14 protein-coding genes and 1 pseudogene are annotated in these 16,927 nt (G+C 39.1%); 7 read left to right on the top strand and 8 right to left on the bottom strand.

The window, feature by feature from the left end; translation table 11 throughout:
• Positions 1–257 precede the first annotated feature (257 nt).
• Positions 258–2,258, top strand: coding sequence for a T9SS type A sorting domain-containing protein (locus HYU69_12575; protein MBI2271171.1), 2,001 nt, complete (start codon positions 258–260; stop codon positions 2,256–2,258).
• Here HYU69_12575 and HYU69_12570 read toward each other — a convergent pair.
• Positions 2,245–4,224 carry a 4Fe-4S binding protein gene (locus HYU69_12570; GenBank protein ID MBI2271170.1) on the bottom strand — a complete coding sequence of 660 codons (1,980 nt, stop codon included), beginning with the start codon at positions 4,222–4,224 and terminating at the stop codon, positions 2,245–2,247. The genes HYU69_12575 and HYU69_12570 overlap by 14 nt on opposite strands.
• Positions 4,225–4,604: 380 nt before the next feature.
• On the opposite strand from HYU69_12570, the pseudogene HYU69_12565 reads away from it, so the two are divergent.
• From HYU69_12565 to HYU69_12540, 6 genes and pseudogenes are all read left to right on the top strand, one after another.
• Positions 4,605–4,767, top strand: a pseudogene (locus tag HYU69_12565) (ferredoxin).
• A 34-nt stretch (positions 4,768–4,801) separates the two neighbouring features.
• Positions 4,802–6,649 carry a 2-oxoacid:acceptor oxidoreductase subunit alpha gene (locus tag HYU69_12560; protein ID MBI2271169.1) on the top strand — a complete coding sequence of 616 codons (1,848 nt, stop codon included), beginning with the start codon at positions 4,802–4,804 and terminating at the stop codon, positions 6,647–6,649.
• Complete coding sequence (locus HYU69_12555) at positions 6,646–7,677, top strand: 2-oxoacid:ferredoxin oxidoreductase subunit beta (protein ID MBI2271168.1); 1,032 nt, start codon at positions 6,646–6,648, stop codon at positions 7,675–7,677. The genes HYU69_12560 and HYU69_12555 overlap by 4 nt, the downstream gene beginning before the upstream one ends.
• A 15-nt stretch (positions 7,678–7,692) precedes the next feature.
• Positions 7,693–8,226, top strand: a complete 534-nt coding sequence (locus HYU69_12550; GenBank protein MBI2271167.1) for a hemerythrin domain-containing protein — start codon at positions 7,693–7,695, stop codon at positions 8,224–8,226.
• A 12-nt stretch (positions 8,227–8,238) separates the two neighbouring features.
• Entirely contained in the window at positions 8,239–8,445 is a 207-nt protein-coding gene (locus HYU69_12545; GenBank protein ID MBI2271166.1) for a hypothetical protein, read from the top strand.
• A gap of 351 nt (positions 8,446–8,796) precedes the next feature.
• Positions 8,797–10,008, top strand: coding sequence for a radical SAM protein (locus HYU69_12540; GenBank protein MBI2271165.1), 1,212 nt, complete (start codon positions 8,797–8,799; stop codon positions 10,006–10,008).
• Between the two features lie 62 nt (positions 10,009–10,070).
• Here HYU69_12540 and HYU69_12535 read toward each other — a convergent pair whose 3' ends face one another.
• The 7 genes from HYU69_12535 to HYU69_12505 form a co-directional block, all read right to left on the bottom strand.
• Positions 10,071–12,038, bottom strand: a complete 1,968-nt coding sequence (locus HYU69_12535) for a glycosyltransferase family 39 protein (GenBank protein ID MBI2271164.1) — start codon at positions 12,036–12,038, stop codon at positions 10,071–10,073.
• Positions 12,039–12,187: 149 nt separating this feature from the next.
• Positions 12,188–12,910 carry a Crp/Fnr family transcriptional regulator gene (locus HYU69_12530; GenBank protein MBI2271163.1) on the bottom strand — a complete coding sequence of 241 codons (723 nt, stop codon included), beginning with the start codon at positions 12,908–12,910 and terminating at the stop codon, positions 12,188–12,190.
• Positions 12,911–13,053: 143 nt separating this feature from the next.
• Positions 13,054–14,433: a tryptophanase gene (locus HYU69_12525; GenBank protein MBI2271162.1), complete on the bottom strand. Its 1,380-nt coding sequence runs from the start codon at positions 14,431–14,433 to the stop codon at positions 13,054–13,056.
• 11 nt (positions 14,434–14,444) lie between these two features.
• Positions 14,445–14,906, bottom strand: coding sequence for an acyl-CoA thioesterase (locus tag HYU69_12520; protein MBI2271161.1), 462 nt, complete (start codon positions 14,904–14,906; stop codon positions 14,445–14,447).
• Entirely contained in the window at positions 14,903–15,319 is a 417-nt protein-coding gene (locus HYU69_12515; GenBank protein MBI2271160.1) for a hypothetical protein, read from the bottom strand. Before HYU69_12515 ends, HYU69_12520 begins: the two co-directional genes overlap by 4 nt.
• Before the next feature lie 31 nt (positions 15,320–15,350).
• On the bottom strand, positions 15,351–15,578 hold the full coding sequence (locus HYU69_12510; GenBank protein MBI2271159.1) for a ferredoxin: 228 nt from the start codon (positions 15,576–15,578) through the stop codon (positions 15,351–15,353).
• Complete coding sequence (locus HYU69_12505) at positions 15,575–16,810, bottom strand: U32 family peptidase (protein ID MBI2271158.1); 1,236 nt, start codon at positions 16,808–16,810, stop codon at positions 15,575–15,577. The genes HYU69_12510 and HYU69_12505 overlap by 4 nt, the downstream gene beginning before the upstream one ends.
• Between the last annotated feature and the right edge of the window lie 117 nt (positions 16,811–16,927).

Here is a 16,927-nt window from a genome sequence, read left to right as displayed (position 1 = left end):
CGGCCTGCATCAAATATCTTTATACCAACTTGCCGATTTCTTCCTCCCCTGGAAGTACTCATACCTGCTATTTTGAACTGCGATTTGCAAGCCTGTTTTTTCAGAAAAGTTCACATACTTAAAATGTTTATCAAAAATAATTTGTATTCCCAACTTACCAAATAACATAGGCGATGCTTTCATTCGTATTAAATTTTTCACATTTAGTTAAACGTTCAATATCCTTTTTACTTTGTTATGTTTCTTTATTACTTGCTATGTATTCCCAATCCTGCACAACTAAAGACGCCAGAGGAAGCAAATGCATTAATGAAACCACTATAAACTGCGATTTGTTGCCTGACATGACTATCTCCCGCCAAATTCTGACGGATACGGGAGGGTATATTGAATATCCTCAAAAAAACGCCGATTTTAGTATGAATGATGGCAGGCTGAGGCTCTCTGTTTCAACACCAAATATCGGATCAGGACCTCTTGAATTACGTACTACAAATTTTTTGGTATGCGGCAGTGATACCTTCTCTACCGGGTATATAGGTAAATGCCCGGATGGTCTTGAGCCCAAGCATATAGTGATACAGCGCATCTATCAAAAAACATCGGATTCTGTTTCTTATTTTGATCACGTATTGGGTGCAATGCCATATAACGTGCTGAGCTCAAGTTTTTATATTGGGAATTTTGAATTTCTGAGCTTACGGCTTAAAAATCCGAAAGAGCCTAATCCTAAAAAATGGCCAATAGTCGCAGGAGCCTACAAAAATTCATTCTGTTTAGATGATGAGCGAAAATGCTCCTCCTATCCCGGTATCTGCCGGGATTCAAAAGACAATATATTGCTTGACGATAAATTCCCCAACTCCGGAAGGGAAGGATATTATGACTGTGCTTTGGGATTTCAGGGCATATCTCCCGGCTATACTGACACATATGATAAAAATCTCTATGGTATGTGGATAGACATTCCACCAGGAACATGTAACGGAAATGATTACTATCTGGTATTAGAAATCGATCCTGACAATCATTTTCTTGAATCGGACAAGAGCAATAATATAATAACAGTACCAGTTAATTTGTCCAGGCAGGACAATGTCGGAAATCCTACGGCTATTATTTATCCCCAGGGGCCCACTACTATTTGTCAGGGAGACAGTTTAAAACTTCTTGCAACAGCCGCCTATTCTTACAAATGGTCAACCGGTGATACTACTTCATTTATTACAGTGAAGTCAGGAGGAATATACTATGTGACGCTTACAAGCCCGTGTGGGACCGCTACATCAGCACCGCTTACTGTGAATATGCTTGATCCACCTGCTCCTCCCATAACTATTGGCGATACAATTTGCTCAGGTGACTCTGTGCTGTTGAAGGCATTTGGCACTGAAAGCCTTGTATGGTACGATAAGCCAATCGGGGGGAGAGTTGTAGCAAAGGGAAATTCATATATGACCCCTTCTCTTACAAACTCAACAACCTTCTTTGTAGAAAATGTGAAAACAATACCAGGGCTGTCGGGTCATGTTGGCAAATCAGATACGAGTGGTGAAGGGAAATACTATAAACGTTCATCATACTTGATATTTGACTGTATGTCGCCCTTTACACTTGAGGCTATAACAGTTTATGCAAAAAATCCAGGAACATTTACCCTGTCAATGTTGGAGTGGAGTGGCAATGAACTTAATACAAAAAGAGTAAGTCTGGTTACCGGAAAGAATCGTATTCCACTTGGATTTCCTGTCATTCCTGAATTTAATTATATGCTCTTCATTAAAGCCGATTCTGGTCATGCCTTTTATGGAAACACCGCCAACCTCAGCTATCCATATACTATACCCGGTGTTTTATCAATAAAAACTTCAGGATTAGGGAAAAGTGATTATACCTGTCTTTATGACTGGGAGATAACAACTGCCGACTTTCATCCGGCAAGCGCCCGGGTATCTGGGACAGCATTTGTTGACAAAACCTGCCTCCTAAGAGCAAAGCGTTTTGATAAATCTATGCCAGATTACACGCTTACCCGTAATTTATTCACAGATGTATTAAACATAAAAATTGAGGAGGGTACAGTAATTAATTATCGTCTTGTAATTTATGATATTACAGGACGAATTGTTAAGACAGCGACAAATATATCTTCCGGTACAACAGTTATTGGCAAGATGGGTCTGACAAATGGCCTTTATTTCTACAAAATATTTTCAGAGAGAACTACTTTGGCAGCAGGCAAGATTACTGTTGAATAATATTATCCGACCTGTGGCTTTCCTTCTTTTCATCAAGCACCTTGGCCATGTAAGAATATATAATAGCTGAATTTGGATCCAATTCCCCTGCTTTGCCAAGAGCAACTTCCGCTTCATTAAATTTGTGCTGTTTGAAAAAAAGTATACCGAGATTACAGAATGTTTCTGCCCTTTTAGGGTTCAATTGAGCCGACAAGCGGTAATGCAGTACAGCATCTTCTGTTTGACTCATGAGCGCGTAAACTGTTCCCAGGTTAAAATGTGCTGGTGCACAGCCGGGATCAATTTCCAGGCTTTTTATCAGGCAGTCTTTTGCCCGGGAGAGTTGTCCGTTTTTTACCAGGGCGGATCCATAAGAAAGCCACAGAACAGCATTGCAGGAATCCATTGATAAAGCAGCAGAATAACAAAGAAATGCACTTCTGTATTTTTTTTGAGACACTAAAATATCTCCCAATTGCGAATTTGCACCCGCAAATATCGCTGTATCTCGTTTCGAAAATAGTTGTCCAAATCCGGAGATCAGATTCCGAAATACGTCGGAAGCTTCAGCGCTTTTACCCCAAAGGTGATATGCATTTCCCAACCGCAACCGCGCCTCATTATCAGCGGGTGATTGCAGTAAGGTTTTTTGCAAATGCTGTACAGCCAACGGATAATCCCTCTGCATCAGATATAAGGAAGCCAGCTGACGATTTATGCTCGCCGGCGTCAGTAAACCCCACCTGTCAATTTTTTTAAAATGTACTAATGCCAGGTCTGCAGTTTTAAACAGGTGAGGCGACATATAGCCCCCTGCCGAAACTTCAGCATATTTTTTGACTAAAAGATATGCCCGTGTTCCTGAATAATAATGCCAACGGATAAATATACTGTGTAACATGAAAGATAATATAAACAACCCTATGATCAGCGAAAATTTGCCGACAGAAGTATATCTCCCCATTTTTTTCAGGGTGTTGTTATTAAAAAGACAGATCCCCTTTTCTTTTATAAGCCGGTAAGCGAAAAGGAAATAGCTGGCAAATAAAATAGAAATCGCAATTGCAAGCAGAAACGGAATTGTTTCATAAAGTCCCCTGAGGATAAACAGGCTCAGCAAAAAAATTATACCGATTACAAAATCCTCAAAACGGGAGTAAGAATAATATTTTTTTACCTGGGTATCTTTGCCAAATAAAGGAGGCGAGGTAAAACTGAAATGAATGGCTTGTTCGTTGCAAACACTCACGCAATCAAGATCTTTCAGACATGCAGGATTAACTACCATTCCAAAACGGTTAATTTCTTCATGTACCCTGATATCTGACTGGCATCGGGCGGTGCATAACCCGCATTGAGTACAATCACCGGTAAGTGCAATCCGGCCGGGAGCCAGGCGATCTACAACTGAGAAAATAGCGCCATACGGACATGCGTAATTACAAAAGCTTCTGGATCCCAAAAAGTAAATCATCAGAAATCCACAGACCACAAAAGTTAATACTGTAATACCGGGACCGGGAAGATTTCTCCAAAGGTTATTGGAAATAAATGAAGACCATTGATGTACATCTGAAACAACATGAAAATCGGGCAATCCATTTCCTTCCCATAGGCGTTTTGCCAGTGGAAAAATAAAAAGATTGAACATGGCAAGTATGGGTATCCACAATAACATACGGGATCGAACAGGCTTCGGACGTATGCCGGCTTTAGAAAGTAACCATGATGACAAATCCTGTAGGGCGAGCAGATGACATCCCCAGGAACAAAAAAAACGGCCCACAATAAGTGTTGAAATAACAGCAGCAGACATAAAAATAAATCCGGCAGTTATCATTCCTAAATGAAGCGTATACGACACTTCATTAAGTTCCAGTGGTGCCAGGGAGCAGCCTGAAATTTTCCAGTGCGCAATATGCAGACCAATTAACAGGTATACACTTCCAAGAACTATTGATCGCCGAAGACTGTAATCAGGCATTGCTCAACATTTCATTTAATAATTTCTTTTTATAACGAAATTTCCGGAACTCTCCGGTGTGCAAAATATTGGGAATGGATTCATGAAGTATGCCATTCCTCCTTAATTCAACATATAGTCCTCCATACAATCTCCTGGATATCATCATATGCGCATGATATAATTATTCACAATAAGTTGAACTCAAACGATGAAAGTACATTACGAATTTCACCATTGTATGCTGCTATGCACAAGTTAATTTATCTTTTGCGCCTATTATAAACTATGACCTGCATCATAGTAATTATTTTCGGAAACAAGTTTATTTACAAAGTTTTATTGGAGGGTATTTAGGAATTACAGCGGATGCTGATACCGCGCAACCAGGCTTAAGCCAAAATATCTATTTCATTGTTCCGGAAAAATGCACTGAGTGTGCCGGCTTTTATGATGAACCCCAATGTTTTACGGTATCCTGTTAATTGTTGCATACAGGATGAGGAAAGAATGGAATCGAAAGAAGAACTCCAATTAAAAAAGAAGACATTACTTGCAGGATAGTGTGGACATATTGAAAGGACAGGAAAAGAAAATCATAAATAGTGTGGAATCGGAAAGCATAGTTATCCGCATTTCCGGCGATTCTGGTGATGGTATGCAGCTTACAGGCATGCAATTTACAGACACTGCAGCTTTTCTGGGCCAGGATCTGAATACATTTCCGGACTATCCTTCTGAGATTCGTGCGCCGGCCGGCACAGTGGCAGGTGTTTCAGGCTTTCAGGTACACTTTGGGAGCAAAGAAATCTTTACTCCGGGAGATCAATATGATGTATTGGTAGCCATGAATGCCGCAGCATTAAAAGTGGATTTCCCCAAATTAAAAATGGGCGGGATTCTGATAGCCAATACATCCGGATTCGATGCTAAAAATTTAAAGCTGGCCAATTATACGACGGGTACTAACCCCCTCGAAGACAACTCGCTTGACAATTACATCATTTATAAAGTAGAAGTAAGCAAGCTTAATAATGAAGTGCTTTCGGGCACAGGCCTTGGAACAAAAGAAAGGGAACGTTGTAAAAACATGTTTGTTCTGGGTATTCTTTTCTGGATGTTTAATAAGCCGCTTGATTATACTTTGAATTTTATAAAGGAAAAGTTTGGAAAAAATCAGGATATGGCTGACGCGAATATCAAATCGCTGCAGGCAGGTTGGAATTTCGGAGAAAACACGGAAATTTTTACTACCCGATTTAGAATCTCCTCAGCCAAGCTGCCAACCGGGAACTACCGGAACATTTCAGGTAACCACGCTACAGCTATTGGATTGCTTGCGGCTTCTGAAAAAGCCAGATTACCTTTGTTCCTTGGGTCATACCCAATTACCCCGGCATCTGATATATTGCATGAGCTTTCAAAATACAAAGCGAACGGAGTATTAACGTTCCAGGCAGAAGATGAGATATCCGGAATATGCTCAGCGATTGGCGCATCTTACGCTGGAAACCTGGCTGTAACCACAACATCGGGACCCGGTTTTTCGTTGAAAACAGAAGCTCTCGGACTGGCTGCAATGCTCGAGATTCCTTTGGTTGTTATTAATGTTCAGCGAGGGGGACCTTCAACAGGACTTCCTACAAAAACCGAACAATCAGACCTCTTAATGGCAATGTATGGAAGACATGGAGAATCTCCACTCCCTGTATTGGCTGCATCTTCCCCCTCCGATTGCTTTGATGCGGCTTATGAAGCATGCAGGATCGCGGTTGAACACATGACACCGGTGATTCTTTTAAGTGACGGATACATCGCGAATGGCTCGGAGCCCTGGCGTTTCCCTACCGAAGATCGGCTCAGAGAAATTAACGCAGGTTTTCTCACCAAACCGCATTCAGAAGCAGAAGGCTTGCTCCCATACAAGCGAAATGAGAAACTCGCACGCTCATGGATTAAGCCAGGCACAAAAGGACTTGAGCATCGCATTGGTGGACTGGAAAAACAAAATGATACAGGCAATGTCTCCCACGATCCCCAAAATCACGAATTGATGACACAGCTGCGTGCGGAAAAAATACAAAAAATAGCCGATTATATTCCGTTAGCCCAGGTAGACACAGGCAGTGAAAATGCCGGCGTGGTTGTATTAAGCTGGGGCTCTACATACGGAACAATTAAAACCACTGTGCTTGAGCTGGCCGAAGAGGGATATGATGTAGCGAATATACATCTCCGGCATATTAATCCATTCCCGAAAAACCTCGGTGAGCTTCTCAGAAATTTCAAAAAAGTATTGATTCCCGAAATAAATTCAGGCCAGCTCATTCAACTCATCCGGGCAAAATATCTTATTCCTGCTACTGGCTTCAATAAAATACAAGGGTTGCCTTTTACTACACGGGAATTGAAGGACAAGATTATTAAAACACTAAACGATAAATGAACAGTATTACAAATACAGGTTCAAAACTCATTCCCAGGGATTTTATCCCGGATCAGGATGTGAAGTGGTGTCCGGGCTGCGGAGATTACTCCATTTTGAAACAGGTGCAAACTGTATTTCCGGAATTAGGAATTCCAAAAGAGAATTTCGTTTTTATTTCCGGTATTGGCTGCTCTTCGCGTTTTACATATTACATGGATACATTTGGCATGCACAGTATTCATGGAAGAGCTGCGGCCATTGCCTCCGGTGTTAAGATGGCTAATCCCGAATTGAGTGTGTGGATTATCAGCGGCGATGGAGATGCCCTATCTATCGGGGGGAATCACTTTATCCATTTTATGAGAAAGAATTTTGATATCAAAATGCTTGTGTTCAATAACCAGATATATAGCCTTACAAAAGGACAATATTCTCCGACTTCAGAAAAAGGTAAAATCACTAAAACAACTCCCTATGGATCTATTGAAGAGCCCTTTAATCCGATAGAGTTGGCGCTCGGTGCTAAAGCAACATTTATAGCCCGCACACTCGACAGGGACCCGAAACATATGCAAGCTGTTATTAAGCGCGCTCATCAACATAAAGGAGGAGCGTTTGTTGAAATATATCAGAACTGCCCGATATTCAATGATGGCGCCTTTTTCCCGTTTTCTGAAAAGGAAACAAAAAAGGAAGAAGCGATTTATATCAATCACGGGAAACCGCTTGTGTTTGGCAACAGTGAAGAAAAAGGAATAAAGCTGGACGGATTAAAACCTGTTATTGTAAATATTAAAGAAGCCGGCCTATCTATTGAAGATCTATGGATACATGATGAAAGGAATAAAACAAAAGCCAATATCATAGCACGATTCTCAGATAGTACTGAAGTTCATTTCCCGCGGCCATTTGGCGTAGTTTACACTGAGGAAAGGACAATTTATGAAGAGGAATTGAGACTTCAGGTTGAAAATGCTAAAATCAAAAAGGGGAAGCTTCCCTTAAACAAAATATTGTCCGGAGAAAAAATCTGGCAGATAGTATAGAAATAATTTTAGGTGATGAAGGATCCGATAAAGACACTGTACAATGAACATGAAACTATAGTCCTTGCGATAGATATAGCAGGGAAATTAGATTCGCTGCTTGTAAAAGACGAAACAAGATATATAACAATTCTTAGTCAATTGATTAAGTTTTTCAAATGTTATGCGGATCAGTATCATCACCGTAAGGAAGAAGATATTCTTTTCCCGGAAATGAATAAAAAAAATGAGTTGTTGGCAGACGGTGTAATAAAGGAAATGTTTGAAAATCACGAAGACTTCCGCGGTCTGATCAGGAATATTGAAGCGTTTCTTGGTAAAAAGGATTACCTCCGTGTACAACAACAACTCCGTATTTATACAGAAGCGCTGCTTGATCATATTGCTGTTGAAAACGATGAAGTATTTCAAATGGCAGAAACCCTTCTGACTAAAGAGGAACTTGAAAAAATATACTTCAGGTTTGAAGATTGCGACCGGGCAATTGGTGAGCAACAAAAAGCCGCATTCAAAGATCAATTAAGGGAAATACAAAATAATTTGATATAAAAACATGTAATTATGGCCATCAGCAGAGCACAATTAAAATTGACAATAACGGAAGACTTACTTTTCAGGGCTCCACTATGGGCGTTAATTATTCTGACTATTTGGGGCGCAATAACTTTTGTGATGTTTTGGGTTTTAATCAATGTTGTAAAACCATCTATTGATAAAAGGATTCAGGATAAAAACAGCACCAGCGTTTCAATCACTCAGGATCGGTGAGTGATTGAATTATAGAGTAGATGAGGACCGATTAGATTTTGGAAAAGGAGACGTATGTTGGAAAGCAAAAAGGGAGATAACAGGGAAGTAAATAAAAAAGTCTTCTCTGGAGTATTGATATTGTCCGGTGTTTTTTTTATCCTGATGCTGTTTTTGCTTCTTATGATTATAGGGCTTATGGAGCTAAGTGTTCTCTTCAAGTGAGCTGTTGGATTTGTTCCATAAGCTAAATATGGGGTAGAGTAAATGTTATCTATTGTACTTTAACGGCTGTGCCCTAATATTCTAACTAAACTACAAGGTTTATTAATTACTTATTGGGTTTAAAAATTTAAGTCAAGCACCCGCCTAATGCTATTCAAAGATATTCCAGACAATACAGATCATCCTGTAATGCTGCCATTTGAAGGCAAAGATGTGCCGCACCTGATAATCGAGGTAAATCAAAAATGCAATATAACCTGCAGGGCTTGTTATAAATCCAAATTCGACTATACCAAGCCGCTGGATGAAATTAAATCCGAAGTTGACTACGCTGTTTCCCGGAGAAATTTACATGTCATTACACTGGCAGGCGGCGAGCCCAGCCTGCATCCCAAACTACCTGAAGTCATTAAATACATTGCTCAAAAGGGTGTTATGGTGCAAATGCTAAGCAATGGTTTTGCCTTAACAGATAAAAGGTTGAAGCTATATAAAGAAGCGGGCCTTTTTAAAATCTTTCTCCATATTGATTCTCAGCAACAACGGCCTGATGTTGAAAGCGGAGCTTCTGAAAATGAATTAAATACTTTACGCGAAACAATTTCAAATAGAATTTTAACTCATGGGATTAAGTGCGGCCTGGAAGTTACATTGTATCAAGATAGTTTAAAGGACTTTCCCGCTTTTTTTGAGTATTACCTGAAATCGCCAGGCTACCAATGGCTGCTTGTCACTTGCTGCTGCGACTCATCAAAAATCAGTGAAAAATTTGGGAAAGATCGTCATTACAAATCAGAAGCAAACAAAGAATCCCTAGTTCATCAGCAGGTTACTAACAAGGAAGTGTTTCACAGCTTATACGGGAATTACAAAATGCTTCCTTATGCATACATCGCTTCAAGTGAAAACTCAGAAGATATGCGATGGCTTATATATTTTTCTTTTAGCATCAGTAAAAAAAATGGCAAAACAAAAATTTTACATGTAAAGCCCTCCTTTAAGCGACTTGCCATTTTAGGGAATATGCTTCACCAAAAAAAATTCGGAACTTATTCGTTCGATGTTGTCTGGACGGAATTTCAAACATTTTCGGTTTGCCTTCTGTATGGTTTTATCAGTCTTAATTTTATTACCTTATTTCATACAATTGGGTTCTTATTAAATCTATTATTGCCGGGATCTAAAATAACATATAAGCTTACCTGTTTTCAGCAGGGCCCAAATTTGACAGCATCAGGAAGTATAGAGTACTGCAAAGATTGTCCGGATATTACTGTCAGAAACGGAAAGTTAATTCCAGTTTGCATGGTAGACCTTCTTTCTGAAACACCGAAAAATCAAAAAAGCTTCGGCAGTTAATATACTCCGGATTTGAACACAGCGTATTTAACACTTCTAAATATTAACGGCCATATTATAGCCTATCTTTTTTGTATTTGATACGCTTTCCCCCGGAGCGTATCACCTTTTCGGTAAAAGTAATTGGAAACAAAATCACTTAACTGGCTGTCGCCTTTAATCTTAAGGGATAACCCAAAATACTTTACGGATTCAAGAGTGTCTCCTTTTGCGATATATTGATTTCCCATTTCCCTATATGGCACTTCGGAATCCGGGAAAAACTTCACCGCTTCTTCAAATAATCTTATCCCCTTTTCTGAGTTTCCTTTTTCAAAATATAAAGCTATTAAAGTAGTGTACGAGATCATGAATTTTCCCCGTTCAATTGTTATTCCGCGCTCCAGCATGCTGATCGCATCATCAATTCTTGACTGACGGGTGTAGCACAATCCGAGATTGATCATTGCCTCGCCGAAAGAACTGTCAACTTCTATAGCTTTTATAAAAAGAGGAATGGCATTTTCGCAGTCATTATAAAGATTAGCGTAAAAGGTTCCAAGATTATTATTACCCATTGCAAAGTCCGGATAGATTTCCAATGTGCGCTTATAGTGTCCTATGGCTTCGGCTACTATCCGCGCACGCTCTTCCTCACTTTTTGCGAAATTACTCTCTTTCATTAATGAAGCACCTAGCGTTTCATGCGCTTTTACCGAATTGTCCAGATATTGTATGTCGTGGCGGAAAAGTGTGAGCTGGTCCTTCCAGTCATTGTTTCGCGAAATTGTTTGCCACGTAAATAGCAAAAGAATAATACCTGAAAGAAAAACAAAAGTTGGATTCCCTGAAAAGCGTTTGGATACTGATTCAAAATGCACCTTTGAAAATTTCAACAGGAAATAGGCAAGTATAATACAAAATCCGAATGAAGCGCCAAAAATAAAACGCTCAGCTACAATCCCTGCAGCCGGGATAAGAATATTTGCAATTATTGAAACGTAAACGAGATACCAAATAATTCCAAATGAAAGAATACTTTTTTTTCTCAAATTCAGAAATGCAAAAACCGCCATGCTGAGATGAATGAACAAGGATAAAAGAGGAACTACATTAAAAACACTTTCAATAGGAATTGTATTGTATCCGTAAAAATAAAGCAATGGATAATGTACAATAAGCATCCGCAGGTAGTAATAGAGTGAATTAAAAGCCACACCCAACCGGATCGACCAGTCCTTTATAAAGTATAGCGGATTATCGTGAAACTCCATAGTATTCTCTGGTCTCCCGAGGTATGGCAGATTAACACTTATCATTAAATGCACCAATATCCCCAGACCAGTCAGGAGAAGCGCGATCCAAATACCTTTCTTTACCGAAGAATTTGTGAAAAAATATACGACAAATGGAATAATAACTGCGGCCGGAGCAGTTTCCGGTTTCGAGAGGAAAGCAAAAACTGCAAAAAGAATTGAAAGCAGAAGATAGGTAAACTTGTTTAATTCAATATACCGGAGCGAGAAATATATCATAATAAAACTTCCGAGAAATGTTAACAATACATCCCGGTTTTTTATAGAGGCGACAACTTCAGTATGTATGGGATGAGATAGGAATAAAAGCGTAATTAAAAAGGGGAAAACAATGTTATAATTAGTAAGCCACTTTTTGAGCATACGGAAAATAACCACTCCGATTAAAGCATAAATAATAATATTGATAAAATGGCTCACATGAGGATTCTCTCCAAACAAACTATATTCAATCGCATAAGTTGCTTTTGTAATTGGACGATATCCATATAAATGTGTTGTATTTGAACCGGCCGTATAATACGTCGAAAAAATTTCGGCTATACCGCTTATGCCTTTCTTTACCTGATCATGATTGCGTGAAACATATTCATCGTCAAGAGAAAATCCATTCTTAATGGTGTTTCCATAGAGTAAAAAAGAGAAAGCAAAAATGAAGAAATATAGTTTTCTGTCGGAAATGGAGCCGGCTGATGATGTGTTGGAAGATTTATCTTTTCTTTCCTTTTTACTCACAGTACTTAAATAGGAAATTCGAAAAAACAGACTGCCGTACCCACTCTACTCTTTCTGATTTATTGAGCTGACCGGGCATATTTAACCAATACAACGAGAAGAGATGCCAACGAACTACTTTACTTCGGTGCCGAAAAGAATAGAGAATACTACTCATTAATATTGGCAATTTTTATCAATTCCTTGCTATTCAGGATTTTTATTCTCTTTCCTAATAACTCTATAGTTTTATTTTTATTAAGCTCGGATAAAATTCTTATCGCAGTTTCAGTTGTAGTACCTGCAATATTTCCGATACTTTCCCGCGTAAGAACAGTATTTATGGTAGCATTATCAGACTCAAGCCCGAAGAACTCTTTTAACATCAGAATAGTTTCAGCAATTCGTTCACGCACCTGTTTTTGTACCATATTCATCGCTTTATGTTCTGCTAATTTCAGGTCGGCAGAGAGCAGTCTTATAATCTGCATTGAAAGCGAGGCATTTGAAATGATTTGATTTTGATATACCCCTTTAGGGAAGAAGCATATTACTGAATCTTCCATTGCTGTAGCCGATGCGTGATAGCTATCATCGCCCAACAATGCACGATACCCAATCACATTCCCCTTTTTTGCAAGGCGTAAGATCTGATCTTTCCCATCATGTCCTAACTTGTGAATTTTTACTTTTCCGGAATATATGCAATACAAACCCTGGGGATGATTCCCTTCATAAAATATCATCTGCCCCTTTTTATATGAAATATATGACTTGCTTTCTGAGAGCTCAGCTAACTCTCCCTTGTTTAAAACACAAAAAATAGAATTATGCGAAGATTCACACTTGTCGCATGAAGGTGCTTCTTTTTGTTTGTTTGAAGGAATTATCATCTGCACCGGATATCGAATGCCCAAAGATGTAACTATTCCTCATAATATAATATGATTTGAATCATATTTTTATAATAGGAAAAGAGTAGAGAAAAAGTCATTCTTGTGCCTGGGAAACTTAAAATCCGTTGAAATAAAGCAAGTCAGGAAGCCGGCATGAAATGAGCGGTAAAATGTCTTAAAAATTCAGGTTCTTCAATAATCCTATAGCCTTTGGTGTTTTTTCGATTTAGCAAGAGCCTTTCAAAAATTTCTATTACATATTCTATGTGACTTTGAGTATAAACTCTCCTTGGAATAGCCAGCCTAACGAGTTCCATTGATGCGGGAATGAGTGCCTTCTTTTTGTCATATTTACCGAACATTACAGAACCTATTTCTACAGAACGGATGCCTCCTGCCAGGTAAAGTTCACATACCAGGGTTTGTCCGGGGTATTGATTAACCGGGATGTGCGGATAAAGCGATTTCGCATCAATATAAACCGCGTGTCCTCCAATAGGCATTATTAATGGAATACCCATTTTATTAAGCCTTTTCCCAAGGTAAGCCGTACTGCTTATTCTATAATGCAAATAATTGGCGTCAAAAACTTCTTCCAGGCCAATGGCGATAGCTTCCATATCCCTGCCTGAAAGTCCTCCGTATGTTGTGAAGCCTTCCGTAATTATTAAAAGATTTCTACAGGCATCTGCGAGCTTTTTATTTTTTAACGCCAGGAATCCTCCCATATTCACTAATGCGTCTTTCTTTGCGCTCATAATAGCTCCATCTGTGAGTGAAAACATTTCCTGCGCGATTTCTTTGTAAGTATATTTTTCAAAGCCGCTCTCCCTCTGTTTGATGAAGTAGGCATTCTCGGCAATACGGCAACAATCAAGGAAAAAATTCACCTTATATTTTTTGCATATCCGGCTTATGCCTTTCGCGTTATCCATACTTGCAGGCTGCCCACCACTACTGTTGTTAGTAACCGTAAGTATAACTCCTCCAATATTTTTCGGGCCTTTTTGCCTGATCAACCTTTCTAATTTTTTCAAGTCCATATTTCCCTTAAAGGGATGTATCAATGACGGATTAAGTCCTTCGGCAATTGGAATATCAATCGCTTCAGCACCCGAAAATTCAATATTGGCACGAGTGGTGTCAAAATGTGTATTACTGATAAATGTTTTTCCTTTGCCTCCGAGGTAACCATACAAAATACGTTCGGCTGCCCTTCCCTGGTGAGTCGGAAAAATATACTCCAATCCGGTAAGTGAATGGATTGCAGCTTCCATTCTTTGCCAGCTTTTAGCGCCTGCGTAGGATTCGTCACCCATCATTATACCGGCCCATTGATTGGAGCTCATAGCCGATGTACCACTGTCCGTAAGCAAATCAATCATTACCTGTTCCGAACTTAGCAGAAACGGATTATAGTGTGCCCGTTCTAAAAAGATCTTTCGCTCTTCACGCGTTGTCATTTTAATCGGCTCAACCATTTTTATTTTAAATGGTTCTATTATCGTTTTGAATTCCATAGTTAAGTTTATTATTGTTTTATTCTGCTCTTTCTTCTCTTCAATGCCTCGGCATATTGTATTATTTCATGGGATGTTACGGGTTTCAATGGTATAACGACGGTAGGCCTTGCGTTCTCGTCAAGAGCAACAAATGTAAAGAAGGCTTTATTTGCAAGGAACGGTTTCATATCCGGCAAGCGCTTGGCCCATACTTCCGCATAAATCTCCATAGAAGTAGTAAATGCCCTTGTAATTTTCGCCTTCACAGTTAATATATCCCCTAATTTTGCAGACTCCTTAAAGGAAACTTTATCAATAGAAGCGGTAACAGCTACCTTTCCCGAATGTGTTTGAGCGCAAACGGCACAAGCTATATCCATTAATTGTATTATTCTTCCTCCCTGCACAATTCCCATAGGATTAGTGTCATTTGGGAAAACAACTTCAGTCATAATTGTTTCCGATTCATTTGGACTTTTCGTTCTCTTCATAAAGTTTGTTTTTCAGATACTGATCTCTCCCAGCTCAGCTTTTTTCCAAATCCAAGCGTATTGTCGGTCATTTTAACCGACTGCAATTCTATTCCCCATAAATCTCCGGCAAACGCCAGGGCAAAAGGATATTTGCCATAATACTTTTTTTTCACCTGTTCGGCAAAAGCTCCGGTTGGCACAATAAATTTTCCGATAAATTGAATGCCTTTTATGGTTCCTGTTTTATCAATATCCGGAATAATTGTGCCGGCAACTTTATCATTAATAAATGCGTTATATACATGTTGTGTTTTTTTATCAGATTTAAATACAACAAAATGGCCTTCGCTTACATAAGCGTAAAAACAACTTGCACAATGAGGCGCATTATCAACCGCCGTACACAGGGTTAAATTTTTCTGACTTTCCATAAAGGATTCCATCTTTTTGTCCATTCCCATTTTACATTTGTATTAATTGTATTATTCCTACAGGGCAATTCACGGATGCCTGAATATTTTCGCTTCGCTCGTCATCGCCGACAACTGCCGAATAAATATATTTTTTTTTGATCCCGCCAATCAAAATACTTTTCCCGTCTTTCCGCGACATTCTCCATCTTGACCAGGCTGCTTCAACGCAGGCATTACATCCAATGCATTTATCGCGCTGATGAATAATCCGTATCATTCGGCTTCAACCACTTTATACAATTTATCAGAAGGACGTATTTTTTTCTTTAACGGAAGAGAAAAAACCGCTCCTTTGCTTACCGACTGAACCGATGTATCCTGTAAACGTAATTCTGCTACTTTATCGCGGATTATACCTGTTGTCGGCCCTATTATCATTATACTATTACCTATAGATAGCTGCCCGGACTCAAGTTTAAATTCTCCGACTTTTTTGTTACTGAAATACTTTATTCCCTTTCCCATATATATTTTTCTTTTCGTCGCTTTTGAACCGTAAGTATCCGCCCATTCCCCGGTTTTCTTCCCCAGGTAATAGCCCTCCCAAAAGCCCCTGTTAAAAACTGTGGCTAATTCATGTTTCCATTTATCAATTCCTGTTTTGCTGTATGTTCCATTGATATAAGAATCAATGGCCTCACGATAACACTTCGTTGCAGTATATACATAATCAGCGGAGCGTCCTCTCCCTTCAATTTTCATAATATTAACGCCGGCCTCAATAATTTTATCAATAAAGTCGATTGTGCATAAATCTTTGGATGACATGATATACTCATTGTCAATTTCAAATTCAATTTCCTCTTCCTTGTCCTTTACAATATAACTTCTCCTGCAATTTTGAATACAGGCTCCCCTGTTTGCCGAAGCGTAATGGGAATGCAAACTCATATAGCATTTTCCGGAAACAGCCATACATAACGCGCCATGTACAAATACTTCTATTTTTATCAGCTCTCCTGAGGGGCCTTTGATGTTTTTTCTTCTGACCTGCTTTACAATATCTGCAACCTGCCGCAAACTTAATTCCCTGGCAAGTACAACAGCATCAGCATATTCAGAGTAGAATAGTACACTTTCCAGGTTACTTACATTTGCCTGGGTAGATATATGAACCTGCATTCCAATCTTTTTTGCATATCCCAAAACAGCCTGATCACAGGCGATAACGGCATTAATATGATTTTTCTTTGCAGCCATTACAATTTTCTTCATTAAAGAAATATCGTGATCATAAATTATTGTATTTAATGTCAGGTATGTTTTTACCTTTTTCCCGGAACATATTTTATATATTTCTTCCAGATCATATAAAGTAAAATTATTGCCTGACCTGGCCCGCATATTCAATTGCTCTATACCAAAATAAACAGCATCAGCCCCTGCTTCAATAGCGGCATGCAATGACTCAAATGACCCTGCAGGTGACATCAGTTCAATGTTACCCATCTTTTAGTTTTTGAACTCTAATGTGGCAGATATTAAGCAGAATGAATATGATTAAAATCATCCTTTATTACATTAAAATTTATTCTTAGCAGTTACGAAGTGAAGAGAAATGTAAGT

The sequence above is a fragment of the Bacteroidota bacterium genome (assembly GCA_016183775.1).
Lineage (GTDB): Bacteria > Bacteroidota > Bacteroidia > JABDFU01 > JABDFU01 > JABDFU01.
This window is presented reverse-complemented; position numbering and strand designations above follow the sequence as displayed.

What these genes read in the sequence shown, in the direction of transcription:
- HYU69_12575 (MBI2271171.1), top strand. Translation starts at nt 258, where the DNA reads ATGTATTCCCAATCCTGCACAACTAAAGACGCCAGAGGAAGCAAATGC.
- HYU69_12570 (MBI2271170.1), bottom strand. Translation starts at nt 4,224, where the DNA reads ATGCCTGATTACAGTCTTCGGCGATCAATAGTTCTTGGAAGTGTATAC.
- HYU69_12555 (MBI2271168.1), top strand. Translation starts at nt 6,646, where the DNA reads ATGAACAGTATTACAAATACAGGTTCAAAACTCATTCCCAGGGATTTT.
- HYU69_12550 (MBI2271167.1), top strand. Translation starts at nt 7,693, where the DNA reads ATGAAGGATCCGATAAAGACACTGTACAATGAACATGAAACTATAGTC.
- HYU69_12545 (MBI2271166.1), top strand. Translation starts at nt 8,239, where the DNA reads ATGGCCATCAGCAGAGCACAATTAAAATTGACAATAACGGAAGACTTA.
- HYU69_12540 (MBI2271165.1), top strand. Translation starts at nt 8,797, where the DNA reads ATGCTATTCAAAGATATTCCAGACAATACAGATCATCCTGTAATGCTG.
- HYU69_12530 (MBI2271163.1), bottom strand. Translation starts at nt 12,910, where the DNA reads ATGATAATTCCTTCAAACAAACAAAAAGAAGCACCTTCATGCGACAAG.
- HYU69_12525 (MBI2271162.1), bottom strand. Translation starts at nt 14,433, where the DNA reads ATGGAATTCAAAACGATAATAGAACCATTTAAAATAAAAATGGTTGAG.
- HYU69_12520 (MBI2271161.1), bottom strand. Translation starts at nt 14,906, where the DNA reads ATGAAGAGAACGAAAAGTCCAAATGAATCGGAAACAATTATGACTGAA.
- HYU69_12515 (MBI2271160.1), bottom strand. Translation starts at nt 15,319, where the DNA reads ATGGAAAGTCAGAAAAATTTAACCCTGTGTACGGCGGTTGATAATGCG.
- HYU69_12510 (MBI2271159.1), bottom strand. Translation starts at nt 15,578, where the DNA reads ATGATACGGATTATTCATCAGCGCGATAAATGCATTGGATGTAATGCC.
- HYU69_12505 (MBI2271158.1), bottom strand. Translation starts at nt 16,810, where the DNA reads ATGGGTAACATTGAACTGATGTCACCTGCAGGGTCATTTGAGTCATTG.